Origin of the sequence: Tabrizicola piscis (assembly GCF_003940805.1) — a bacterium.
Taxonomy (GTDB): Bacteria; Pseudomonadota; Alphaproteobacteria; order Rhodobacterales; family Rhodobacteraceae; genus Tabrizicola; species Tabrizicola piscis.
The window spans coordinates 1892328-1913408 of the sequence record NZ_CP034328.1 but is presented as its reverse complement, the minus strand read 5'-3'; the positions used below and the strand labels follow the sequence as shown (position 1 = coordinate 1913408).

29 protein-coding genes are annotated in these 21081 nt (G+C 65.5%); 13 read left to right on the top strand and 16 right to left on the bottom strand.

All coding sequences use genetic code 11. The annotated features are described in order from the left end of the window. Positions 1-52 precede the first annotated feature (52 nt). Positions 53-1276, bottom strand: a complete 1224-nt coding sequence (locus tag EI545_RS09310; protein ID WP_125325216.1) for an RsmB/NOP family class I SAM-dependent RNA methyltransferase — start codon at positions 1274-1276, stop codon at positions 53-55. Between the two features lie 67 nt (positions 1277-1343). Here EI545_RS09310 and EI545_RS09305 point away from each other — a divergent pair, with 67 nt between their 5' ends. Then, positions 1344-1517, top strand: coding sequence for a DUF1674 domain-containing protein (locus EI545_RS09305; RefSeq protein WP_125325215.1), 174 nt, complete (start codon positions 1344-1346; stop codon positions 1515-1517). A 30-nt stretch (positions 1518-1547) separates the two neighbouring features. On the opposite strand, the gene EI545_RS09300 is transcribed toward EI545_RS09305, so the two are convergent. After that, entirely contained in the window at positions 1548-1883 is a 336-nt protein-coding gene (locus tag EI545_RS09300) for a dihydrodipicolinate reductase (protein WP_245990349.1), read from the bottom strand. Positions 1884-1970: 87 nt separating this feature from the next. Then, positions 1971-2780: a 4-hydroxy-tetrahydrodipicolinate reductase gene (dapB, locus tag EI545_RS09295; protein ID WP_125325213.1), complete on the bottom strand. Its 810-nt coding sequence runs from the start codon at positions 2778-2780 to the stop codon at positions 1971-1973. Positions 2781-2864: 84 nt separating this feature from the next. Between dapB and rbfA the strand changes: the two genes are divergently transcribed. Genes rbfA through truB form a run of 3 tightly spaced genes read left to right on the top strand, consistent with a single transcriptional unit; the run spans position 2865 to position 4938 of the window. After that, positions 2865-3296, top strand: a complete 432-nt coding sequence (gene rbfA, locus EI545_RS09290) for a 30S ribosome-binding factor RbfA (RefSeq protein ID WP_125325212.1) — start codon at positions 2865-2867, stop codon at positions 3294-3296. Continuing rightward, a complete protein-coding gene (locus EI545_RS09285; protein WP_125325211.1) occupies positions 3296-4030 on the top strand; it encodes a phosphodiester glycosidase family protein in 735 nt (244 codons plus the stop codon). Before rbfA ends, EI545_RS09285 begins: the two co-directional genes overlap by 1 nt. Before the next feature lie 5 nt (positions 4031-4035). Continuing rightward, positions 4036-4938, top strand: coding sequence for a tRNA pseudouridine(55) synthase TruB (truB, locus tag EI545_RS09280; RefSeq protein WP_125325210.1), 903 nt, complete (start codon positions 4036-4038; stop codon positions 4936-4938). 154 nt (positions 4939-5092) lie between these two features. Here the strand turns inward: truB and rplT are convergent, their stop codons facing one another. The 4 genes from rplT to pyk form a co-directional block, all read right to left on the bottom strand. Next, entirely contained in the window at positions 5093-5455 is a 363-nt protein-coding gene (rplT, locus tag EI545_RS09275) for a 50S ribosomal protein L20 (protein ID WP_125325209.1), read from the bottom strand. 12 nt (positions 5456-5467) lie between these two features. Beyond that, the gene (gene rpmI, locus EI545_RS09270; protein WP_100196796.1) at positions 5468-5668 is read right to left on the bottom strand and encodes a 50S ribosomal protein L35; all 201 of its coding nucleotides are present in this window, start codon (positions 5666-5668) and stop codon (positions 5468-5470) included. Positions 5669-5777: 109 nt separating this feature from the next. Beyond that, complete coding sequence (locus tag EI545_RS09265; RefSeq protein ID WP_125325208.1) at positions 5778-6002, bottom strand: hypothetical protein; 225 nt, start codon at positions 6000-6002, stop codon at positions 5778-5780. A gap of 42 nt (positions 6003-6044) precedes the next feature. After that, positions 6045-7490 carry a pyruvate kinase gene (gene pyk, locus EI545_RS09260; RefSeq protein ID WP_125325207.1) on the bottom strand — a complete coding sequence of 482 codons (1446 nt, stop codon included), beginning with the start codon at positions 7488-7490 and terminating at the stop codon, positions 6045-6047. Between the two features lie 172 nt (positions 7491-7662). Here pyk and EI545_RS09255 point away from each other — a divergent pair, with 172 nt between their 5' ends. Both EI545_RS09255 and EI545_RS09250 read left to right on the top strand, forming a co-directional pair. Beyond that, the gene (locus tag EI545_RS09255; protein ID WP_125325206.1) at positions 7663-8391 is read left to right on the top strand and encodes an N-formylglutamate amidohydrolase; all 729 of its coding nucleotides are present in this window, start codon (positions 7663-7665) and stop codon (positions 8389-8391) included. Between the two features lies 1 nt (position 8392). Further along, positions 8393-8707 (top strand): DUF1244 domain-containing protein, encoded by a 315-nt coding sequence (locus EI545_RS09250; protein ID WP_125325205.1) that lies wholly within the window; start codon positions 8393-8395, stop codon positions 8705-8707. A 22-nt stretch (positions 8708-8729) separates the two neighbouring features. Here EI545_RS09250 and EI545_RS09245 read toward each other — a convergent pair whose 3' ends face one another. The 6 genes from EI545_RS09245 to dgcA all read right to left on the bottom strand — a co-directional run bounded on the left by EI545_RS09245 (position 8730) and on the right by dgcA (position 13167). Continuing rightward, the gene (locus EI545_RS09245; RefSeq protein WP_125325204.1) at positions 8730-9209 is read right to left on the bottom strand and encodes a hypothetical protein; all 480 of its coding nucleotides are present in this window, start codon (positions 9207-9209) and stop codon (positions 8730-8732) included. A gap of 212 nt (positions 9210-9421) precedes the next feature. Beyond that, positions 9422-9721 carry an AzlD domain-containing protein gene (locus EI545_RS09240; RefSeq protein ID WP_125325203.1) on the bottom strand — a complete coding sequence of 100 codons (300 nt, stop codon included), beginning with the start codon at positions 9719-9721 and terminating at the stop codon, positions 9422-9424. Continuing rightward, positions 9718-10422, bottom strand: coding sequence for an AzlC family ABC transporter permease (locus EI545_RS09235; protein WP_164517255.1), 705 nt, complete (start codon positions 10420-10422; stop codon positions 9718-9720). The genes EI545_RS09240 and EI545_RS09235 overlap by 4 nt, the downstream gene beginning before the upstream one ends. A 117-nt stretch (positions 10423-10539) precedes the next feature. Continuing rightward, entirely contained in the window at positions 10540-11403 is an 864-nt protein-coding gene (locus tag EI545_RS09230; protein WP_125325201.1) for a D-amino-acid transaminase, read from the bottom strand. A gap of 63 nt (positions 11404-11466) precedes the next feature. Further along, positions 11467-12195: a hypothetical protein gene (locus tag EI545_RS09225; protein WP_125325200.1), complete on the bottom strand. Its 729-nt coding sequence runs from the start codon at positions 12193-12195 to the stop codon at positions 11467-11469. A 9-nt stretch (positions 12196-12204) separates the two neighbouring features. Further along, a complete protein-coding gene (gene dgcA, locus EI545_RS09220; RefSeq protein WP_125325199.1) occupies positions 12205-13167 on the bottom strand; it encodes an N-acetyl-D-Glu racemase DgcA in 963 nt (320 codons plus the stop codon). A gap of 185 nt (positions 13168-13352) precedes the next feature. Here dgcA and EI545_RS09215 point away from each other — a divergent pair, with 185 nt between their 5' ends. The 6 genes from EI545_RS09215 (at position 13353) to EI545_RS09190 (ending at position 17328) form a co-directional block, all read left to right on the top strand. After that, positions 13353-14312, top strand: a complete 960-nt coding sequence (locus EI545_RS09215) for an L-malyl-CoA/beta-methylmalyl-CoA lyase (RefSeq protein ID WP_125325198.1) — start codon at positions 13353-13355, stop codon at positions 14310-14312. Positions 14313-14589: 277 nt separating this feature from the next. After that, the gene (locus EI545_RS09210; protein WP_125325197.1) at positions 14590-15069 is read left to right on the top strand and encodes an SRPBCC family protein; all 480 of its coding nucleotides are present in this window, start codon (positions 14590-14592) and stop codon (positions 15067-15069) included. Further along, positions 15070-15495 carry a hypothetical protein gene (locus tag EI545_RS09205; protein WP_125325196.1) on the top strand — a complete coding sequence of 142 codons (426 nt, stop codon included), beginning with the start codon at positions 15070-15072 and terminating at the stop codon, positions 15493-15495. A 65-nt stretch (positions 15496-15560) separates the two neighbouring features. Then, entirely contained in the window at positions 15561-16520 is a 960-nt protein-coding gene (locus EI545_RS09200; protein ID WP_125325195.1) for an acetyl-CoA carboxylase carboxyltransferase subunit alpha, read from the top strand. Continuing rightward, the gene (locus EI545_RS09195) at positions 16517-16831 is read left to right on the top strand and encodes a DMT family transporter (RefSeq protein ID WP_125325194.1); all 315 of its coding nucleotides are present in this window, start codon (positions 16517-16519) and stop codon (positions 16829-16831) included. The genes EI545_RS09200 and EI545_RS09195 overlap by 4 nt, the downstream gene beginning before the upstream one ends. Further along, positions 16828-17328, top strand: a complete 501-nt coding sequence (locus tag EI545_RS09190; RefSeq protein ID WP_125325193.1) for a hypothetical protein — start codon at positions 16828-16830, stop codon at positions 17326-17328. The genes EI545_RS09195 and EI545_RS09190 overlap by 4 nt, the downstream gene beginning before the upstream one ends. Before the next feature lie 33 nt (positions 17329-17361). Here EI545_RS09190 and EI545_RS09185 read toward each other — a convergent pair whose 3' ends face one another. From EI545_RS09185 to EI545_RS09175, 3 genes are read right to left on the bottom strand one after another with little or no spacing between them, the layout of a single operon-like run. Further along, a complete protein-coding gene (locus EI545_RS09185) occupies positions 17362-18087 on the bottom strand; it encodes a lysophospholipid acyltransferase family protein (protein ID WP_125325192.1) in 726 nt (241 codons plus the stop codon). Then, positions 18084-18980, bottom strand: coding sequence for a cell division protein FtsX (locus tag EI545_RS09180; RefSeq protein WP_164517254.1), 897 nt, complete (start codon positions 18978-18980; stop codon positions 18084-18086). The genes EI545_RS09185 and EI545_RS09180 overlap by 4 nt, the downstream gene beginning before the upstream one ends. Continuing rightward, positions 18977-19648, bottom strand: coding sequence for a cell division ATP-binding protein FtsE (locus EI545_RS09175; RefSeq protein WP_125325191.1), 672 nt, complete (start codon positions 19646-19648; stop codon positions 18977-18979). The genes EI545_RS09180 and EI545_RS09175 overlap by 4 nt, the downstream gene beginning before the upstream one ends. Before the next feature lie 187 nt (positions 19649-19835). Between EI545_RS09175 and EI545_RS09170 the strand changes: the two genes are divergently transcribed. Then, positions 19836-20999: a zinc-ribbon domain-containing protein gene (locus EI545_RS09170; protein WP_125325190.1), complete on the top strand. Its 1164-nt coding sequence runs from the start codon at positions 19836-19838 to the stop codon at positions 20997-20999. Positions 21000-21081 lie beyond the last annotated feature (82 nt).

Genomic DNA, 21081 nt, shown 5'->3' with positions numbered 1-21081 from the left:
ATATCCCACGGGGTCCGGGGGTGTGAAACCCCCGGCGGTCGGCCAAGGGCGATCAGGCCCGGATCAGCGCCATGAAGAACCCGTCCATCCCACCCCGGTCCGCCCAGTAATCCGGCCGCAACCGCAGCCCCCCTGCCTCCGTCCACCAATCCGCCTCGACCCCCGCCATTTCCACCCGCTCCACCGCCAGCCCCGGATGCCGCGCCAGCGCCGCCGCCAACTGCCCCTCGCCCTCGTCCGGCAGAAGCGAGCAGGTGGCAAACACCAGCCGCCCCCCCGGTTTCAGCCAGCCAAGGGCACGGTCCAGCAGCCGCGCCTGCAACTCCACCAGCCCCGCCACCTCTGATCCGTCCTTCACAAACGGCAGGTCCGGATGCCGCCGCACTGTCCCGGTCGCCGAACAGGGCGCATCCAGCAGGATCGCGTCAAATGGCGCGTCCGGCTCCCAGATCAGCGCATCGGCGACCACCAGATGTGCTGCCAGGCCAGTGCGCGCAAGGTTGGCCTCAACCCGCGCCATCCGGGGGCCGGAGATGTCCACCGCCGTCACATCCGCCCCGGCGGCAGCCATCTGCAGCGTCTTGCCCCCCGGTGCCGCGCACAGGTCCAGCACCCGCTCGCCGGGCTGCGTCCCAAGCAGGCGCGCGGGCAGGGCGGCGGCGGCATCCTGCACCCACCAGCCCCCGGCGGCATAGCCTGGCAAGCCCGACACCTGCCCCGGCGTCGCCAGCCGCAGGCTTCCGGTCGGCAGCACCTCACCCTCTGGCGCCTCGAACCCGGCACGCAAGCTAAGGTCCAGCGGCGGCTCGGCCGCCTGCACCGCCTCGATCGCCGTCACCGCGTCACGGCCATAGGCGTGGACCATCGGCTGCCGCATCCAGCGCGGCAGCTTTTGTGGTGGCAGCGGTGCCACGTCCGTCAAGGCGCGCAGGACCGCGTTGACCAACCCCGCCAGATGCGCCGTCCGTTTGCCGCTGCGCACGATGTCGACTGCGGCATTGACCACGCCATGCGCAGGGGCACCCTGCGCCACCTCGACCACCGCCAGCCGCAGCACATTGCGCACCGTCAGGGGCGGGGATTTGCGCAGATGCCGCTCCAGAAGCTTGTCCGCAGGCTCCAGATGCCGCAGCACCGATCCCGCCAGCCGCAAGGCGCGCGCGCGGTCCGCAGGGGCAAGGTCCGGGCCGGAAAACTCCGACAGCATCCGCCCTTCGCCCAGAATCCCGTCAAGGATCGCCACCGCCGTCGCCCGTGCTGTCACACCTTCGGCCATCGCCAACCCCTTGCTGCCCGCCCCGCGCGGCGTATATCAGGGACAGCCCCTGCACAAGGAACACGGCATGGACCCCGAAAACCTTCCCCCTGCCGCCAAGCGCGCCCTCGCCGAAGCCGAGGCGCGCCGCAAGGAAGCCGAAGCCAAGGCCCCGCTGCCGCCCGAACTTGGCGGGCGCGACGGGCCGGAACCCGTGCGCTATGGCGATTGGGAGAAAAAGGGTCTGGCCGTCGATTTCTGACAGGCCGATTTCTGGCGGGCAGAAGAACGCTCAGCGCAGCCGGAACACCGCCGAATCGCCCGCGCCCTGATCGACCGTAAAGCGCATCTTGTCGGACCCCTGCGCTTCGACCAGCTGGCAGTTATAGTCGATCTCCATGCCGCTCCAGTCCATCTCTCGGCAGAAATAGCCGTCCTTCCAGTCCCAGGACCCGGTGATCGACCACCCCAAGGCGCTGCCTTCGATCCGGCCATCCGGCAGGACGTTCAGCGACAGATTGTAAAGGCCGATCCGCAGAACCCGGTCCTTGATCAGCGACAGAAAGGTGCCCTTGTCGTTGATCGGCTCAAAGTCGTTTGCCCCAGCCGAAACTGGTGCGGCCAGCATGAAAACAGTTGCAATAAATCGCAGCATGGCAAGCCCCCGAGCTTATGACCAGACTGATACGCTGGTGCGCGGGAACTGGATGACTCGTCAGATGCCCAACACATCCATCATGTCATATTGTCCGGGCTTCTGTCCCTGACCCCAGACCGCCGCCCGCAACGCCCCGCGCGCAAAGATCCCCCGGTCGGTCGCCACATGGCGCAGGATCACCCGCTCACCCATCCCGGCAAAGATCACGTCATGCTCGCCCACGATGTCGCCACCCCGGATCGCCGAGAACCCGATCGTCCCGCGTTCGCGCGCCCCGGTGATTCCGTCCCGACCCGAAACCCTGGCGTCCTCCAGCGCAACGCCACGCCCCGCCGCCGCCGCTGCCCCCAGCATCAGCGCCGTGCCTGAAGGCGCATCCACCTTCATCCGGTGATGTGCCTCGACCACCTCGATGTCCCAATCGGCATCCAGCGCCGCCGCCACCTTCTCGGTCAACCGCACCAGCAGGTTCACGCCCAAGGACATGTTCCCCGCCCGCACGATCACCGCATGCCGACTGGCCGCCTCGATCCGGGCCAGATGCTCCGCCTCCAGCCCCGTGGTGCCGATCACATGCACCGCCCGCGCCTGCGCCGCCAAGGCCGCAAACTCCACCGTCGCCGCGGGTGAGGTGAAGTCCACCACCGCCTGCGCCTTGGCAAACGCCTCCAGCGGGTCATCCGTTACGGTCACGCCAATCGGCGCGCCACCCATCGCCTCGCCCACATCGCGGCCGATCCAGGCATGCCCCGCCCGTTCCACGCAGGCCACCAGCTTCAGCCGGTCAGACCCCTCGGCCAGCCGGATCAGCGTCTGCCCCATCCGCCCGGACGCACCCGTCACCACGATCCCTGGAACGTCACCCATGCCACACCTCCGCTTTCCCCCGTCCTAGCGCCGATCCGCAGCACACAAAAGCCCGCCGTTGCAGGGCGCGCTGAAACGGCCTACATGGGCGCCATGTCCAGCAATCGCCCCTCCTCCGGCCAAGGCCCCTCGCAACGTCAGCTGCGCGTCGGCGAACTGATCCGCCGTACCCTGTCCGACGTCCTCAACCGGGCCGAGATTCATGACCCCGACCTGAACGCCATGTCCATCACCGTGGGCGAGGTGTCGATGTCGAACGACCTCAAGGTCGCCACCGTCTATGTCATGCCGCTGATGGGGTCCGTCCCCGTGCAGGATGCTATCGCCGCCCTCGCCCGCAACAAGGCCGAGCTTCGCCACCGCGTCGTCAAGGGCATGACGCTGAAATACGCCCCTGACCTGCGTTTTCGCCCGGATGAAACCTTCGACCGCCTCGACGAAACCCGCCGCCTGTTCGCCGATCCCACCGTCCAGCGCGACATCGAAACCCCAGACACCCCCGACGGGGAAGACTGATGCTTCGCCCGGCACTGGCCCTCGCTCTGGCGCTCTCTCTCGCCCCCGTCGCAAGCGATGCCGCCACCTGCCGCGACATCACCTTCGACCGCGCCGCCTACACCTTGTGCGAAGTGGCGCTTGGCGAAGACCTGCGCCTGTTCCACTCGGGGACTGAGGGGGCGTATGGCAGCTTCGCCCGGGTGAACGTGGCGCTGGAAGCCACGGGCCAGACCCTCGGCTTTGCAATGAACGCCGGCATGTACCACCGCGACCTCGCTCCGGTCGGGCTTTATGTCGAAGACGGGCAGGAACGCTCTGCCATCGTCACCAGCGACGGCCCCGGCAATTTCGGCCTGCTGCCGAACGGCGTCTTCTGCATCGGCGACAGCTTCCGCGTGATCGAAAGCCTCAGCTACAAGGCCGAACAGCCCGCTTGCCGCTATGCCACCCAGTCCGGCCCGATGCTGGTCCTGAACGGCGATCTGCACCCGAAACTCCTCCCCGGCAGCGACAGCCTCTATGTCCGCAACGGCGTCGGCGTCAGCGCCGATGGCACCCGCGCCATCTTCGCCATTTCGGATGACGCGGTGAACTTCCACGCCTTCGCCCGCCTGTTCCGCGATGAGCTTGGCCTCTCCGACGCGCTTTACTTTGATGGCAACATCTCGCGCCTCTACGCGCCCGAGTTGAACCGCCACGACGCGGGCTTTCCCATGGGGCCGATCGTCGGCACCGTCATCCCGAAAGGCTGATCCCCATGGGTCGCATCAAGAAGGGCCGCGCCGTCACCGGCTGGCTGATCGTGGACAAACCCGCCGGCGTCACCTCCACCGCTGTCGTGAACAAGGTGAAATGGGCGCTTTCGGCGCAAAAGGCCGGTCACGCCGGCACGCTTGACCCCGATGCCACCGGTGTCCTCGCCGTGGCCTTGGGTGAGGCGACAAAGACCATCCCCTACATCACCGACGCGCTGAAATGCTACCGCTTCCGCGTGACGCTGGGTGCCCAGACCGACACGGATGATGCCTCGGGCAAGGTCGTCGCGACCAGCGCCAGCCGCCCCACCGACGCGCAGATCGAAGCCGCCCTGCACGCCTTCCGCGGTGACATCAGTCAGGTCCCCCCGCAATATTCCGCCGTGAAGGTCGACGGCGACCGCGCCTATGACCTCGCCCGTGAGGGTGAGGTGATGGACCTCGCCCCCCGCCCGCTTTGGGTGGAAAGCCTGACGCTGCTGAACCGCCCCGACCCCGACCATGTCGAGCTTGAGATGGTCTGCGGCAAAGGCGGCTACGTCCGCTCCATCGCGCGTGACCTTGGGCTGGCCTTGGGCTGCCTCGGCCATGTCGAATGGCTCCGCCGCACCTGGTCCGGCCCCTTCGATGCCGAAGACGGCGTGACGATGGAAACGGTCGAGGCTGAGGCGAAGACCGACGCCCTCGACACGCGCCTCCTGCCCCTCGAACTCGGGCTGCAAGACCTGCCCGAATTCCCCGCCACCCCCGAAGGCGCTGCCCGCCTACGGAACGGCAACCCCGGCATGGTCATCGCCAATGCGGATTGGGGCACCGAAGGCTGGGCCAGCCTGAACGGCCAGGCCATTGCCGTCGGGCAGTACCAGGGCGGCGAACTCCACCCCTCCCGCGTCTTCAACCGCTAAACATTAGCTAAAATTGTTTTTCTCTTCCGCAAATATCCCACGGGGAGCGCGAGGGGTGTGAAACCCCTCGCTCCGACGCCGGGGCAGGGCATCGCCGCAAAAGAAAAAGCCCCGCGTCGCCGCAGGGCCTTTCCAAATTCAGCAGCCTGAAACCTCAGACCAGCGCGGCTTTCGCCTGACCGGCAATGGCGTTGAACGCCTCGGGCTCATGCACGGCCAGATCGGCCAGAACCTTGCGGTCCACCTCGATCCCGGCTTTCGCCAGACCGTTGATGAAGCGCGAATAGGTCATCTCGGCATCGAACAGCCGGACAGCGGCGTTGATCCGCTGGATCCACAGCGCGCGGAAGTTGCGCTTGCGGGTCTTGCGGTCGCGGGTCGCGTATTGGTTGGCTTTGTCCACAGCCTGAGTGGCGGTGCGGAAGTTGGTGCTGCGCGCGGCGTAATAGCCTTTGGCAGCCTTGATCACCTTGCGGTGACGGGCGTGGGTGACCACACCGGATTTGACGCGGGACATCTGGTGCTCTCCTTACCGGTCGTAGGGCATGTACTTCTTGACGATCTTGGTGTCCGAGGCGGACAGCAGCATCGTGCCAGAAGCATCGCGAATGAACTTGGTCGTCCGCTTGATCATGCCGTGCCGCTTGCCGGCAACGCCAGCCTTGGCCCGACCGGAGGCCGTGAAGCTGAAGCGCTTCTTCGCCGCCGACTTGGTCTTCATCTTGGGCATTTCCATCTCCGTGGTTTCAGGCAGGACTCGGCATGCCACGTTGGCCGGTCCTGCGGGTATCGAAGCCGTCCCTATAGGCGGGGCCGTTCCCGGGTGCAAGAGCCTGTGTTCACCCCAGCAGCCGGGCGATGACGCCCAGCACCACATCCGGCACATCGGAAAACGCATAGCCGCCCGGGCGGTACATCAGGGCCGTGACGATCATGCCGATGCCCCCGATCACCATGACGGACCCCACCCGTGGCACCCGCTGTTCCACCCAGGCCGACAGAAGCGATGGCAGGGACAGCGCCAGAAGCACCAGCCCGACCGTCAATACCAGATCCGTATCCATGATACCCCCGGCACACCGCTTGGCTGCTGTCCGAGGGAAAGATTACTCCGGGTCAACCCGCGAAATCAACCGTTCGTCGCAAGGTGCCACGCGCAGGATGTTGGTTGTGCCCTTCACGTTGAACGGCACGCCTGCGGTGACCACGATCTGATCTTCCTCGGTCGCAAAACCGCCATCCCGCGCGGCACGCACGGCGGCCAGCACGGCCCCCTTGAAGCGGTCCTGCGGTTCGGTGATCACGCAATGCGCGCCCCATGTCAGCGCCATCCGCCGCGCCGTCGACATCAGCGGCGTCAGCGCCAGGATCGGCACATGCGGCCGTTCCCGTGCCACCAGGCTTGCCGTGTTGCCCGACTGGCTGAAGCAGCAGATCGCCTTGATATTCGTCGCCTCGGCAATCTCGCGCGCGGCGGCGACGATCCCGTCAGCCACCGATTCGCGCCGCACCACGCGGCTGGCCTCGATCACTGACCGGTAGGTCGGGTCCTTCTCGACGCTCATCGCCACGTTGTTCATCGTGGTCACGGCCTCGATCGGATACTTCCCCGCCGCCGATTCCGCCGACAGCATCACCGCATCCGCGCCTTCATAGATCGCCGTCGCCACGTCGCTGACCTCGGCCCGCGTCGGAACCGGCGCTTCGATCATCGATTCGAGCATCTGCGTCGCCACGATCACCGGCTTTGCCGCCGCCCGCGCGCCACGCACCAGCCGCTTCTGGATCGGCGGCACCGAATAGACCGGCAGTTCCACCCCAAGATCGCCCCGCGCGACCATGATCCCATCCGAAACCTGCAGGATGGCGTCATAGGCCTTCACCGCCGCCGGCTTTTCAATCTTCGACATGATCGCCGCCCGACCCTTGGCCAGACCCCGCGCCTCGATCACATCTTCCGGGCGCTGCACGAAGGACAGCGCCAGCCAGTCGACGCCCAGCGTGCAGGCAAACTCCAGATCGCCCCGGTCCTTTTCCGACAGCGCCGCCACCGGCAGCACTACGTCCGGCACGTTCACGCCCTTGCGGTTGGAGATGGTGCCCCCAACTTCAACCGTGCATTCGGCAAAGTCCTTGCCGCAGCTGTTGACCAGAAGGCGGATCTTCCCGTCATTGACCAGAAGGCTCGTCCCCGGCTCCAGCGCCGCGAAAATCTCGGGGTGCGGCAGGTTCACCCGCGTCACATCCCCCGGCTCGGTGGACAGGTCCATGCGGAAGGCAGCCCCCTCGACCAGTTCTTCCGACCCGTTGGCGAACACGCCCACCCGCAGTTTCGGCCCCTGAAGGTCCGCCAGAATCCCGATCGGGCGGCCAAGGTCCTTTTCGACCTGCCGGATGATCTCATGCCGTTTGCGGATGTCATCATGGACCCCGTGGCTCATGTTCAGGCGGAACACGTCGGCCCCGGCCTCGAACAAGGCGCGGATCATCTCGTAGCTGCTGGATGCCGGGCCAAGCGTGGCCACAATCTTCACGTTGCGGTGGCGGCGCATCGCCATCCTCCTGCTGATATTTCGGTTCATGTGGGCCGCGTGCCTTATGGCGCAATCCGAAAGCTCTCGCAACGCTGCTCTTTGCGTTTTGGCAGGCGCACGTCGCTGGAATTGCGCGCAGATCGACCTTAAGGAGGGGTGAACGCCCCCCGATTGCCGCGAAAGGACCGCCTTGGCCTTCCACATCGACGGAGAACACCGCCCCGGCCGCTGGCTTGTCACCTGTGACCACGCCTCGAACCACGTCCCCGACTGGGTGAACGGTGGCACGCTGGGCATCCCGGCCGCGGATATGGCCCGCCATATCGCCTGGGATGTCGGTGCCGCCGGCCTTGCGCGCGAGCTTGGCCAGCATCTCGATAGCCCGGTCCTGCTATCCCACTTTTCCCGCCTGGTGATCGACCCCAACCGGGGCGAGGATGACCCCACCCTCGTCATGCAGCTTTATGACGGCACGATCATCCCCGCCAACCGCCACATAACGCCCGAGGCGGTGGAAGACCGGCTTGATCGCCTCTACCGGCCCTACCACGCCGCCTATGCCCGTCTGGCCGCCCTCCACCCCCAGCGGGTGATTCTGGCCATCCACTCCTTCACCCCCTGCCTGCGCGGTCGCCCGCCGCGCCCCTGGCATGTCGGGGTGCTGTACTCACACCTTGATGACCGCCTGTCGCGCCGGCTGATCGACCGGCTGACCCGCGAAACAGACCTTTGCATCGGCGACAACGAACCCTACTCTGGCCACCTGCCGGGGGACGCGATCGACCGCCACGCCCTGCGCCTTGGCCGCCACAACACCCTTGTCGAACTCAGGAACGACCTGATCGACACGCCTGAAAGCCAAGCCCACTGGGCCGCCCGCCTTGCCCCGATCCTGACCGAAGTGCTGAAGGACCTCTGACATGGATGACCAGACCCGCACGGAACTTGAAGCCGCCGCCTTCCGCGCGCTGATGCACCACCTGATGGTCAAGCGCCCCGATGTGCAGAATATCGACCTGATGAACCTTGGCGGCTTCTGCCGCAATTGCCTGTCGCGCTGGTATCAGGAAGCGGCCAACGCACGCGGGATCGACATGTCGAAGGATGAGGCCCGCGAAATCGTCTACGGCATGCCCTACGCTGATTGGGTGGCGCAGACCCAGACCGGGGCGGACGCCGCCAAACAGGCCGCCTTCCAGAAAGCCTTCGCCGAAAACGTCGGCAAGAAAGACTGAACGGCTCGCGCTGATCCTCGGCTCAGCTCTGTGGCTCGCAATTGTCCATTGCCGTCAACCGGGACGCATAGTTTTCGGACTTCTGCTTTGTTTTCAACCCAAAGGCGCCGATCTCAAAGTAGTCGTCGTTATACGCCTTTCCCCCGACCGGCCCGGCCTTGACCAGATAGCCCTTACCCTGCTTTTGGGTCTCGCTGGCGATCTTCTGGCTTACCCCGTCCGAATTCTTGTAGCGGTAGGTGCAATTGCCCGGCTCGGAATAGCAGCTGTAAGGGGTGAATGTCTCCCAGTTGCCATCAGCCCAATCCTTGCGGACCATGCGGCCCCTCTTGTCGTATAGCATTGTGCGTATCACGGCCTTGGCATTGCCGGCCTGCGTAACCGTGGTCTTGTACTTGCCCTTTGCCTGCCCAAGATAGGTTTCCGTGACGGATTGCCCGTCGGAAAACGTGGTGGTCCAGCTACAGCCTACCGGCATCGCCGAAAAGTCGATCTGTGCCATGGCTTGAGCCGGAGCCAAAAGCCCAAGCGCCAGACTTGCGGTCCGCATGATGCTGGGCAGCTTTGAGAAGAAGTGGGGCAAAAGCGGTCCTTTCCTTTAGGAAGTGCAGTCTACCCTGAGGGCATTATCGCCTGCCGGTTGCTGGCCGATGCAAGCATGGCATGGGCCGATCTGCCTGCAAAGCGGCAACTCTGCCCATCACAGTCTGGCCCTCACACTCCAATCCACCGCAACACCGCGACCACCACCACACCCAACAGCGCCGCCGCCACATCGCTGCCCACCACAATCGTCAGCCCCACGACCGCAGCCAGCGCCAGCGCCTCGGCCAGCCCGCCCTGCGCCAGCGCCAGTGCGGCAATCCCCGCCATTACCGAAAGCGGGGTCGCCCGCAGCGCCGCCTCAACCCGGGGTGAGGACGGCATCACCCGCATCAGCACGAACCCCGCTGCCCGGCAAAAGAAGGCCGCCCCCGCCATGACCAGCAGCAGAATCGCGAAATTGTCGGTCATGTCCCGGTCTTGCCCCTGAAGGTCACTGCCGCCACCGCGCCCCCGGCCAGCCCGGCACCGATCACGGCCAGACCCGGCCCGGCCAGCTTTCCGATGATCAGCGCCGCTGCCGCGCCCACCGCCACTGGCACCAGATCGCCCCTCACCTTGACCATAGCCGTGGTCATGGCCGTGGCAAAGGCCGCCAGCATCAGATCAAACCCCAGCGCCTCGGGCGTGGGCAGGATGCTGACCGCCCCCGCGCCAATCGCCGTGCCGGTCAGCCAGCCCACGAACATCGGCGTTCCGGTCCCGGCCAGATAGGCCCGGTCCTCCTCGCCCGCCGCGATGGCGCGCATCGTCACCATCCAGTTAGCATCGCCCAAAAGCAGCAGGCTGCCATAGGCCTTTGGCGCGCTCACCTGCCCCAGCCAGGGCTGCAGGGCCGCGCCAAACAGAAAGTATCGCGCATTGATGACAAGGATCGTGGCAAAAAGGGCGGCGAGCGTGGCGCCTCCGGTCTGCAGCAGGTTGATCGCCGCAAGCTGCGCGGACCCGGAATAGATCGCCGCACTGGTGGCCACCGCCTTCGCAATCCCGAACCCCGCCTGCGCGGCCACAAGGCCGAAGCCCAGACCATAGGCAAAGATGCTCAGGCCCAAAGGCAGCCCGTCGCGAACCCCGCGCCGAAAGCCGTCAAAGGTGAAAAGGGCTGCGCTCAATCCCGTAGGTCGGGGTTCACCCCGACTCCCGCACCGCATACTGCTAACAAACCCTTAACGCCCACGGCCAACCCATTGAAATCAAAGGACCTCGAAAATGTCCCCGCCCGGGACACGTCAGATCGCCGCCTTCCGCATCTCGTCAAGATAAATCTCCCGCAGCCTTACAGCCACCGGCCCCGGCTTGCCTGATCCCACGGGTTTCCCATCCACCTCGACCACCGGCATCACGAAGATCGAGGCCGCGGTGGAGAATGCCTCATCCGCCCCTTGCGCCTCTGCCGCCGTGAAGGCCCGCTCCTCCACCTCGAACTGCGCCTCCTCAGCAAAGCGCAGGACGGCGGCCCGGGTGATCCCGTGCAGGATGTCGTTGCCCAGTTGACGGGTGATGATCCGGTTGCCCTTCACGATGTAGGCGTTGTTCGATGTCCCCTCGGTCACCGCGCCATCCTCATCGGTGAACCAGCTGTCGTCCACCCCCGCCTTCTTCGCGGCCATCTTGCCCATCGACGGGTAAAGAAGCTGCACCGTCTTGATGTCCACCCGGCTCCACCGCAGGTCCGGGATCGTGATGACCTTGAACCCGGTCTTGGCGGCGGGGGCATCCGCAAGGTTGGGGATGTTCTGGGTGAAGGCCACGATCGTCCCGGGCAGGTCGGCCGGGGGGAACACAAAGCTTCGGTCCCCCGGATTGCCCCGCGTGACCTGCAGATAGATCATCCCCTGATCAATCCCGTTCCGCGCTACCAATTCGCGGTGCATCGCCAGCAACTCAGCCTCAGAGACCGGGCAAGTCATCTCCAACTCGGCCAGAGACCGCCACAGCCGTTTCACATGGCCGTCAAAGTCGATCAGCTTGCCGTCAAGGACCGAGGTCACCTCATACACCCCGTCGGCCATCAGAAACCCGCGGTCAAAGATTGAAACCTTCGCGTCGCCCTCGGGCAGGTAGTCGCCGTTCACATAGACAGTGCGGGTCATCGGGGCCTCCATGGGGTGTACCGTGCTTCTTCGCCAAACGGCGGTCGTGGTCAAGACTGCCTGTCAGACAAAGGCGATGGCGGCCCCGGTCCGAAGGGAATGATCGCAGGCCTGGCGCAGGATGATCAGCGAATGGGTCGCAATGGGCTGGGCCTGCCATGGCGCGGTGATCGGGCCGGGGGCAGGGCCTTCCAGCCAGGTTTCCAACAGCGTGTCCGGATCGGGCAGCGGATCAGGCAAAGCGAGCGCGCGGCCAAGGACGTCCAGTTCAGCCGACAGTCGCTGAACCGATCCCAAGGGCCACAGCAGTTCGGTTCCCCGCGGGGCAGGCAGGGGGATGAGGGGCTGCACGAAGTCAACCGGGACATAGAAGCCATCGGCGTCCGAATGCAGCACCAGATGGGCAAACGGCGGCAGCGGCGGCCTTGGGGTTCGCTTTTCGCCAAGCAGCCGTTCGAACAGGCCCTGTCGCCGCTCTGGCGCGCATGCTGCGGCTGCCGCTGAGAACAGCGCCTCGGCGTTGGGGGTGTCTGTGCCGGTCAGGAGATGATCCATTGGAATGGGCAGGTCCCGCCAGACCAATCCGGCCACTTCGCGCAGGGCATGGAGCCCGGTGTAGCCGTAGCCGTCTGCGCTCCAGGTGACACAATCCTTGGGCTCGGTATGCGGAACCAGACCGGAGTTCGCCATCGCCTTGGCCATGGCGGCGAAGCTTTGGTGTGCTTCGTCGGCAGACTCCGGGTCGTTCTGGTCAAGATCGGCATACAGTCCGACTGTAAGTCCAAGACCCATCGGCTTCCCCTAGCCCCAAAGCCCGGCGTCGGGCGGGTGTACACCTTCCGCATCGTAGTGGATGGGATCGGGCCGGTCCTCGGCCAGCAGGAGCGGGGCGTCAAGGTCGGTCCACCCGGCGCCCTGCGCCAGCAGAACGGCAGGGGCCATGGCAAGTGAGGAGCCGACCATGCAGCCGACCATCACCTTCAGGCCCATCTGGCGGGCAAGGTCGCGGGCCAGAAGCGCTTCGGTCAACCCGCCAGTCTTGTCGAGTTTCAGGTTCACCACGTCATACTTGCCCGGCAGGCCCGCCAGCGACGCGCGGTCAAAGCAGGATTCGTCGGCGCAGACCGGGACGGGGCGGGCGATTTCGGCGAGCATGTCATCCTGACCGGCGGGAAGCGGTTGTTCGACCAGTTCCACGCCCAGCAGCAGAAGGTGAGGGGCGAGGTCGGTGTAAACCTCGGGCGTCCAGCCTTCATTCGCGTCGATGATGATCCGGGACCGGGGTGCGCCCTGACGGACGGCCTCAAGCCTTGGCATGTCGTCGGGGGTGCCAAGCTTGATCTTCAGGATCGGCCGATGGGCGTTTTCTGCCGCCGCCATTCGCATCTCAACCGGCGGGGCTAGCGACAGGGTGTAGGCGGTAAGGACCGGGCCGGGGGCGGGCAGCCCCGCAAGGTCCCAGACCCTTCGGCCAGCCTGCTTTGCCTCAAGGTCCCAAAGCGCGCAGTCCACGGCGTTGCGGGCTGCGCCGGCTGGGAGGGCGGATTGCAGGTCGTGGCGGGTGATGCCGCCTTGCAGGCCTTCGATCTGGTCGCGCACGCTGTCCAGCGTTTCGCCGTAGCGGGCATAGGGAACGCATTCGCCCCAGCCGGAGACACCGCCCCGCGAAATGCGGACGGTCAGCACCCGCGCTTCGGTCTTGGTCCCGCGGCTGATGGTGAAGGCCTTGGTCAGGCGGAAGATGTCTTCGGTGACGGTGATCATGGGGGTCGCTCATCAAGCCTGAAGGCTTTCTTCGCCGGGCCGGGGCCAAGCGCAAGCGAAGAATGCCGAAAGCTTGGGGGCCGGTCGGTTTTGCTGCAAGTGCGAAATCCGCTTGCGATCCGCTGCGCAAGATAATATCGCAGGGACCGCGTCCAGTGAAACATGATTGCCCGAAGGCCTGACCGATGAGCTTCCGTCTGCAACCCGCTGCCCCCGCCCGCCCGAACCGCTGCCAGCTTTTCGGCCCCGGATCACGGCCTGAGCTGTTTGCCAAGATGGCGGCCAGTGCGGCGGATGTGATCAACCTTGATCTGGAGGATTCAGTTGCCCCGGCGGACAAGCCGCAGGCGCGGGCGAATATCATCAAGGCGATCAGCGAGGTGGACTGGGGCCGCAAGACGCTTAGCGTGCGGATCAACGGGCTTGATACCCCCTTTTGGTACCGCGACGTGGTCGATCTGCTGGAACAGGCCGGGCCAAGGCTGGACCAGATCATGATCCCCAAGGTCGGCTGCGCGGCCGATGTCTATGCAGTGGATGCGCTGGTCACAGCCTGCGAGGCGGCGGCAGGGCGCACGAAGCGGATCAGCCTTGAGGTCATCATCGAGACTGCGGCGGGGATCGCCCATGTCGAGGAGATTGCCGCCAGCAGCCCGCGCCTGCAGGCGATGTCATTGGGTGCGGCGGATTTCGCGGCGTCGATGGGGATGCAGACGACCGGCATCGGCGGGACGCAGGAGAACTATTACATGCACCGCGAGGGGGCGAAATACTGGTCTGATCCCTGGCATTGGGCGCAGGCCGCGATCGTTGCCGCCTGCCGGACACATGGCATTCTGCCGGTCGACGGACCGTTCGGCGACTTTTCCGACGAGGAAGGGTTCCGGGCGCAGGCACGGCGGTCGGCAACGCTGGGGATGGTCGGCAAATGGGCGATCCACCCCAAGCAGGTGGCGCTGGCCAATGAGGTTTTCACGCCGTCCGAGGCTGCGGTAGCCGAAGCGCGCGAGATCCTGTCGGCGATGGAGGCGGCGAAGGCCGCCGGGCAGGGGGCGGCGGTCTACAAGGGGCGGCTGGTGGACATCGCCTCCATGCGGCAGGCGGAAGTGATCGTGCGGCAGGCCGAGATGATTGCGGGCGCATGAATCGTTGACAAACTGCCCGTGAAACGTGCAGGTTCACGCAGCGTCAGCCCTGACCTTGGGCGGATTGCAAAGAATACCTGAGCCGCGCACCAGGGGACGGGAGGCCCCGCGCGGCGACTAGGGAGGATGCACGCCCCGTGGCCCAGCCACGGGGCGCTGCTGTTTCCGGTGGGTGGGATTTCAGACAACCCGCTGATAAACAACCCGGATTCTTGAGATACTTCGACGCAGCGACAGAACTTGCTACGGCAGGACCACCTGACTCGGAGTGGTGTTCATGCGTATCCTGATCCTGACCTTTGCTGGCCTGGCCCTTTTGGCGATCGTGATCTTCCTGATCGGCTGGTTGCTTCCGGCCACGCGCGAAGGGCGCGCCGAAACCGTGATCGCAGCACCACCGGACCGGGTGCTTGCGGTGATCGCCGACGTGGAAGCGCAACCTGAATGGCGCGCTGTGGCCAAGGTCACGCGCACGGCCGAGGGCTGGGAAGAAATCACCCCCCGGGGTGAAAAGATCGCCTTTGCCGCGGAGGAGATGACCAAGGCGCGCATCCGGCTCCGCTTCACCTCGGACGCGGGGTATTCCGGCATATGGGAGGCGGTGCTGGAGCCAGTGGCAGAGGGCACCCGCATCGCAGTGGTTGAACGGGCGACGGTGCCGTCGCCGTTGGGCCGGATCATTTCGCGCCTGATGTTTGACCCGGGCGCTTTCGCGACCATATATCTTGCCGCCTTGAAGGCGCGGGTGGAGGGGTAGATGGCGAAGAAGCCGACTGACTGGCGCAAACGCTTTGGCGGGGCGAAGCCGCCACATGTGGTGATGCTGCACGCCGATTTTGCGGGCGTGAAGGCTGGGAACACAATGCTGATCTCCTCACCCGGGGACATCGCGGCCTATGTTGCGAAGATCCCGCCCGGCGAGACGCGGACGATGGATCGCTTGCGCAATGAGCTCGCGCGGAAGGCGGGGGCCAATTCGATGTGCCCGGTGACGACGGCGATCTACCTTCGGGTGGTGGCCGAGGTCAGCTTGCGCGATCTGGAGGAAGGCAAGCGCCTGGACGAGGTGGTGCCGTTCTGGCGCGTTGTGATGCCAGACAGCAAGCTTGCGAAAAAGCTGAGCTGCGGGCCGGATCACGTGGCGCATCTTGCAGCGCTGGACCTTGGTCAGGCGTCAGACTGACGCTTGCCGAGTTGCATCACGCCTTGCCCAAGGGCATATAGGCAAGGTCCCCGGAAGGAAGCGTCATGAACTACCTTGAGTTTGAAAAGCCTCTGGCCGAAATCGAAGGCAAGGCCGAAGAGCTGCGGGCGATGGCCAAGACCAGCCCGGGCATGGATGTCTCGAAAGAGGCCGAGGCGCTGGACCGCAAGGCGGAAACCGCGCTGCGCGATCTCTATAAAGGCCTGACGCCATGGCAGAAGTGCCAGGTGGCGCGGCATCCCGACCGGCCGCATTGCAAGGATTACGTCGAGGCGCTGTTCAGCGAGTTCACGTCGCTTGCCGGGGATCGGGCCTTTGCCGACGACCATGCGGTGATGGGGGGAATCGCGCGGTTTCAGGACCAGCCGGTCATGGTGATCGGCCACGAAAAAGGCAATGACACCAAGACGCGGATCGAACGCAACTTCGGCATGGCCCGGCCGGAAGGCTATCGCAAGGCGATCCGGCTGATGGATCTGGCCGACCGGTTCCGCCTGCCGGTGATCACGCTGGTGGACACGCCCGGTGCCTATCCCGGCAAGGGCGCGGAAGAACGCGGTCAGGCCGAGGCGATTGCCCGCAGCACCGAAAAGTGCCTGGCCATCGGCGTGCCGCTGATTTCTGTCGTGATCGGCGAGGGTGGATCCGGCGGCGCGGTGGCTTTTGCGACGGCGAACCGGGTGGCGATGCTGGAACACAGCGTCTATTCGGTCATCTCGCCTGAGGGCTGCGCCAGCATCCTGTGGAAAGACGCCGAAAAAATGCGCGAAGCGGCCGAGGCTTTGCGCCTGACGGCACAGGACCTGCAGAAGCTTGGGGTCATCGACCGGATCGTGAAAGAGCCGATGGGCGGCGCGCAACGCGCACCGAAAGAGGCGATTGACGCCGTGGGCAAGGCCATCGAGGCGATGCTGAAAGACCTGTCCGGCAAGAAGCCCGAGGCCCTGATCAAGGACCGTCGGCAAAAGTTCCTTGATATGGGCGCGAAAGGACTTGCTGCGTGAACCCCTGGATCATCGTGGCGATTGCCGGGCTGATGGAAACCGGCTGGGCGCTGGGGCTGAAGTATTCCGAAGGGTTCACCCGCGTGGTCCCCTCGGCCATCACAGTCGTGCTGGCGTTGGGATCGTTCTACCTGCTGTCGGTCGCGATGAAGACCCTGCCGGTGGGGACGGCCTATGCCGTCTGGGTGGGCATCGGCGCGGTCGGCACGGCCATCGCGGCGGTGTTCCTGTTCGGTGAGACGGTCAATGCCATGCGCGTGCTTGGGGTGCTGCTGATCCTTGCCGGGATCGCGGCGCTGAAATTCGCATGATCCGGGCGGCGATCCTTGCTGCGGTGCTGGCCTGCCCGGTTTCGGTCTGTCAGGTTTTGGCGGGCACTCTGGAAGGGCGTCTGGTCACCTTCACCGTCGAGACGTGGGACGTGCGCGACGCGCCGCTTATGGTCGCACGCGGACGGACCGTCACTGTAGGGCAGGGCGTGGAGTTCGGGTTGGACCGCCAAGGGTTTACCGGCGGTCTGGACGTGGTTCCGGTGAATGTGGAAATCGGCCCGACGCGGATCGAACTTAGCTATCCCAAGGGGATCGGCCGGTTCTACGAATCGAAATTCAACGGCTATGTGCTGCGGTTCGAGACGGAATGTGCCCTGTTTGATAGCGTTGCCATCGACCCTGCAGCCACCACCATGAAGGTGACAGAGGTCTGGGCCGAGGCTGGGGCGCTTTACATCAACGTCTCGGGTCTGGGCTTTGGGCCTGCGTCCACATTGGCGCTGGACCTTTCAGTCGCGGATTGTCCGCTGAGCTGACCTGCCCCATTGCTCTGACAGCGTCGAGCCCGTTCAGCCGCGAAAGCCAGCCTCGGCCATCAGCCGGTTGGAGTGGGTTTCGATATCGGATTCAATCCGCTGCATGAAGGCAGGGACGGGCAGACCGGGGCTGATGGGGGGCAGGAACTCTACCACCGCAAGGCCCGGCTTGCGCAGGATGCCGCGCTTTGGCCAGAAGACCCCGACATTGGTGGCGACGGGATAGCAGGGCTGCCCAAGCTGGTCATAGAGCAGCCCGGTTCCAACCTTGTACGGCTTCGTGACCCCGGGGGCGACGCGGGTGCCTTGTGGGTAGATGATCAACTGGCCGGGGTCGGCACTGCCCGCCGCGACATCCGCCTTCATCTTGGCGATTGCAGCCCCACGCTTGCCGCGGTCCACCGGAACACAGCCGATCTTGAGCGCGTATTGGCCAAGGAAGGGGGCATACATCAACTCGCGCTTCATGATGAACTTGCCCGCCGGGACGGCGTTGAAGATCAGGATGATGTCCAGAAAGCTTTGGTGTTTCGCCGCGATGACCGTCTCGGCCATCGGGGGGGTGCCACGCACTTCGCACTTCAGGCCGCACAGGAGGCGCAGGGTGAAGATCACCCAGACGCAGTAGGTCTTGCAGGCGGTCCGCGCCCCCCGGCGCGAGAACAGCGCCCATGGGGCGAAGACCAGTGCGAGGACCGCCATGGCAAGATACATCTGGACCACGAAGACCAGCGAAAGGACCCAGCGGAGTGCGGTCATGTCAGTTCCTTCAACTTGGCAAGGGCGGCACGGCGGGTGGCAAGGAACGCCACAAGGGCTGCAAGCGGGGGCAGGATGAGGGGCCAAGCCCAGGCAGACCCCACAAAGCCAAGGCCGGTCAGGAACCCGCCGGCGGCATCGGCGGCGGGCAGGGCGGCGACACCGGCAAGACCGGCAGCCGCCCCGACCGTGGCCCCGGCCAGCGTGCGCAGCGTGAAGCGGCGGACAAAGGCGCGGGCGATGTAGCTGTCCTTGGCCCCCACAAGGCGCAGGACGCGGATCACCTCGGCGTTGGCGGCAAGGGCGGCGCGGGCGGCAAGGGTGATCATCGCGGCCATGGTGGCGCCGATCAACGCAATGGACAGGACACCCAGCAGGCGGATGCGGCCCGCAGCCTCGGCCAGGGGGCGGCGCCAGCGGGTATGGTCGTCCAGAAGCGCGCCGGGGGCTTCGGCGGCAAGGCGTTGGCGCAGACCTTCGGCGTCATAGCCGGGGGTCGCTTCGACCACCTCGAACAATCGGGGGATCGGCAGCGCCTCGATCGGCAGGCCGGGGCCGAACCAGGGTTCCAGCAGGGACCGCGTCTCGGCATCGTCGATGGCGCGGAAGCTGGCGATGCCGGGGGTAGCCGCAAGAACAGACAGGATCGCGTCGGTCTGGATCTGCACCTGCTCCACCGGGGCGGACAGGCGGATCGTGGCGGTGCGCGCCAGCGCCTCGGACCAGCGGTCGGCAAGGCGACCAGAGGCAATCGACAGGGCAAGTGCAAAGACGCAGAGGAAGGTCATCGCCCCGGCGGTGAAGGTGGTCAGCCAGGCAGTGGGGCCGGAAGGCGGCACCACTTGCAGCGCACGGGTCGCCGGGCTGGCCGGTTTGGCGGCGGGCAGTTTCACAGATCGGCCCCCGCAAGCTGGATCCGGTGCTTGGCGATGCGCAGCACCCGGGCTTGGATTTGTGCCTTGGCCTGACGGATCAGGTTCAGGTCATGGGTCGCGACAAGAATCGTCTTGCCCATCCGGTTCAGCTCGACCAGCAGGGTCAGGATGCGCAGCGACATGTCCCAATCCACGTTGCCGGTGGGTTCATCCGCAAGGATCACGTCAGGGTCGACGATCACTGCCCGGGCCAAGGCGGCACGCTGGCGTTCGCCGCCCGACAGCTGCGGGGGCAGGGCATCGGCAAGGTGGTCAAGCCCGACCCAGCCGAGCAGGTCCTTCATGTCCTGCCCATCGCTTTCTCGGTCGGACACGGTGAAGGGCAGCGCCATGTTGGCGGCGAGTGACATGTGGTCAAGGAACTTGCAGTCCTGATGGACGATGCCGATACGGCGGCGGGCGCGGGCGACATCGTCGCGTGACAGGGTTTTCACATCGCGATCAAACAGGTTCACGCGGCCCGACGTCGCCCGAAGCTCGGCATAGGCGAGTTTCAGGAAGGTGGATTTGCCCGACCCGGATGGTCCGGTCAGGAAATGAAACGATCCCGGCGCAAGGCGCAGGGACACGTCTGACAAGAGATCCCCCCCGCCGTAATTGTAGGCCACATTCTCGAAGGCGATCACGACAGGTCCTCTGCCCGGTTTGCCGGTCTTGCTGATGTTTTTGCCGCGCCAGAACATTGCGCGACTGCGCTTTCCATCGCACAGGCGTAAACGATTGCACAAGGGTGCGCTACAAAGCCTTGGAACGACAGGAATTAGGGTTTACAAACCAGTTGGGGGAGCCAGAAACAGGCTTTGAGGAACACGAATGCGTTTGGTTTGCCCGAACTGTGAGGCGAAGTACGAAGTGCCCGAGGATGCGATCCCGGACACTGGACGGGACGTTCAATGCGCGAATTGCGGGCATGCGTGGTTCCAGATGCGCCAACGCTCTGCCGCAGCACCGGTTGATGAAGCGCCTCCGGCCGCGGTTGCAGAAACGCCCGTGGCGGAACCTGTGGCCGAAGTCACACCCGAACCAGAGACCAGCCCTGCGGCTTTGACTGACCCGGGGCCAGAGGCTTTGGTTGAGGTGGCGGCTGAAGCGCCTGTTGAAGAACCCCTTGCCGCAGTGGAGGAGACGCCCCCGCCAGTAGCGGCAGTCGAAACGGCGGACATCCCTGCCGAGGTGGCGGCGATCGAACCGGAAAAGACGCCGGAAGGTGTTGCAGAGCCTGCACCTGAGGTTGAACTGGACGCAAAGCCGGACAGCGCCTCAGCCGATCTTGACAGCGCGCTTGCCGAGGCGGACGCCGTAATTGCCAAGCTTGACGCAGAGGTTGCGGGCGAGGCGGGGGCTTTGGGCGATACCCGGGTTCAACCCGTGGCAGACACGGCCGCTGAGATCGAGCCTGAGGCCGTGTCAGAACCTGCTCCGGGGGAAAGCGATACCGACGCGCCAGCGCCAGCTCCGGCTTATGCGGTGGACGAAAGCGTGCTGGCCATTCTGCGCGAAGAGGCCGAGCGTGAGGCGCAGGCCCGCCGGGCCGAGGCGCGCCCGCTGGAAAGCCAGACTGACCTTGGGATCGATGCGGCGATGCCCGGTCGGCAAAAACCGGCGCTTGTGGCGTCGAACGGGGCCTTGCTGGACGGCGATACCGAAGCCGCCCACAAACCCTCGGCCCGACGCGATCTTCTGCCGGATGTCGAAGAGATCAACTCGACCCTGCGCCCGTCCGAAACCGCGACCGAGGCCGCAGATGGGCAACCCCTGCCCCCAGTGCGTGAGTCGATGGGCTTTCGCAGCGGTTTTCTGATGGTGATGACCGTGGCGATCATCGGTGCAGCGGTCTACATCATGGCTCCACGGCTTTCGGGCTGGGTGCCTGCCATGGCCGCGCCTCTGGAAAGCTACGTCAGCGCGGTTGACGGCCTGCGCCTTTCGCTGGACGGGATGATGCGCTCGGCCACCGTGGCGATCAACGGCGAGTAGGCACGGACATTCCTCTGGCCTTGCCCAATTCGGCTTGCCCCTTCGCGGGCTGGCCTTTATCCCTTGCGCGATGCCATTGCCT

What these genes read in the sequence shown, in the direction of transcription:
- rplT (WP_125325209.1), bottom strand. Translation starts at nt 5,455, where the DNA reads ATGTCCCGCGTCAAATCCGGTGTGGTCACCCACGCCCGTCACCGCAAG.
- EI545_RS09200 (WP_125325195.1), top strand. Translation starts at nt 15,561, where the DNA reads ATGAACTACCTTGAGTTTGAAAAGCCTCTGGCCGAAATCGAAGGCAAG.
- EI545_RS09230 (WP_125325201.1), bottom strand. Translation starts at nt 11,403, where the DNA reads ATGACCCGCACTGTCTATGTGAACGGCGACTACCTGCCCGAGGGCGAC.
- EI545_RS09245 (WP_125325204.1), bottom strand. Translation starts at nt 9,209, where the DNA reads ATGGCACAGATCGACTTTTCGGCGATGCCGGTAGGCTGTAGCTGGACC.
- EI545_RS09170 (WP_125325190.1), top strand. Translation starts at nt 19,836, where the DNA reads ATGCGTTTGGTTTGCCCGAACTGTGAGGCGAAGTACGAAGTGCCCGAG.
- EI545_RS09285 (WP_125325211.1), top strand. Translation starts at nt 3,296, where the DNA reads ATGCTTCGCCCGGCACTGGCCCTCGCTCTGGCGCTCTCTCTCGCCCCC.
- EI545_RS09215 (WP_125325198.1), top strand. Translation starts at nt 13,353, where the DNA reads ATGAGCTTCCGTCTGCAACCCGCTGCCCCCGCCCGCCCGAACCGCTGC.
- EI545_RS09210 (WP_125325197.1), top strand. Translation starts at nt 14,590, where the DNA reads ATGCGTATCCTGATCCTGACCTTTGCTGGCCTGGCCCTTTTGGCGATC.
- EI545_RS09185 (WP_125325192.1), bottom strand. Translation starts at nt 18,087, where the DNA reads ATGACCGCACTCCGCTGGGTCCTTTCGCTGGTCTTCGTGGTCCAGATG.
- EI545_RS09250 (WP_125325205.1), top strand. Translation starts at nt 8,393, where the DNA reads ATGGATGACCAGACCCGCACGGAACTTGAAGCCGCCGCCTTCCGCGCG.
- dgcA (WP_125325199.1), bottom strand. Translation starts at nt 13,167, where the DNA reads ATGATCACCGTCACCGAAGACATCTTCCGCCTGACCAAGGCCTTCACC.
- EI545_RS09240 (WP_125325203.1), bottom strand. Translation starts at nt 9,721, where the DNA reads ATGACCGACAATTTCGCGATTCTGCTGCTGGTCATGGCGGGGGCGGCC.
- EI545_RS09225 (WP_125325200.1), bottom strand. Translation starts at nt 12,195, where the DNA reads ATGGGTCTTGGACTTACAGTCGGACTGTATGCCGATCTTGACCAGAAC.
- EI545_RS09190 (WP_125325193.1), top strand. Translation starts at nt 16,828, where the DNA reads ATGATCCGGGCGGCGATCCTTGCTGCGGTGCTGGCCTGCCCGGTTTCG.
- dapB (WP_125325213.1), bottom strand. Translation starts at nt 2,780, where the DNA reads ATGGGTGACGTTCCAGGGATCGTGGTGACGGGTGCGTCCGGGCGGATG.
- EI545_RS09300 (WP_245990349.1), bottom strand. Translation starts at nt 1,883, where the DNA reads ATGCTGGCCGCACCAGTTTCGGCTGGGGCAAACGACTTTGAGCCGATC.
- rbfA (WP_125325212.1), top strand. Translation starts at nt 2,865, where the DNA reads ATGGGCGCCATGTCCAGCAATCGCCCCTCCTCCGGCCAAGGCCCCTCG.
- EI545_RS09265 (WP_125325208.1), bottom strand. Translation starts at nt 6,002, where the DNA reads ATGGATACGGATCTGGTATTGACGGTCGGGCTGGTGCTTCTGGCGCTG.
- truB (WP_125325210.1), top strand. Translation starts at nt 4,036, where the DNA reads ATGGGTCGCATCAAGAAGGGCCGCGCCGTCACCGGCTGGCTGATCGTG.
- EI545_RS09205 (WP_125325196.1), top strand. Translation starts at nt 15,070, where the DNA reads ATGGCGAAGAAGCCGACTGACTGGCGCAAACGCTTTGGCGGGGCGAAG.
- pyk (WP_125325207.1), bottom strand. Translation starts at nt 7,490, where the DNA reads ATGCGCCGCCACCGCAACGTGAAGATTGTGGCCACGCTTGGCCCGGCA.
- rpmI (WP_100196796.1), bottom strand. Translation starts at nt 5,668, where the DNA reads ATGCCCAAGATGAAGACCAAGTCGGCGGCGAAGAAGCGCTTCAGCTTC.
- EI545_RS09310 (WP_125325216.1), bottom strand. Translation starts at nt 1,276, where the DNA reads ATGGCCGAAGGTGTGACAGCACGGGCGACGGCGGTGGCGATCCTTGAC.
- EI545_RS09305 (WP_125325215.1), top strand. Translation starts at nt 1,344, where the DNA reads ATGGACCCCGAAAACCTTCCCCCTGCCGCCAAGCGCGCCCTCGCCGAA.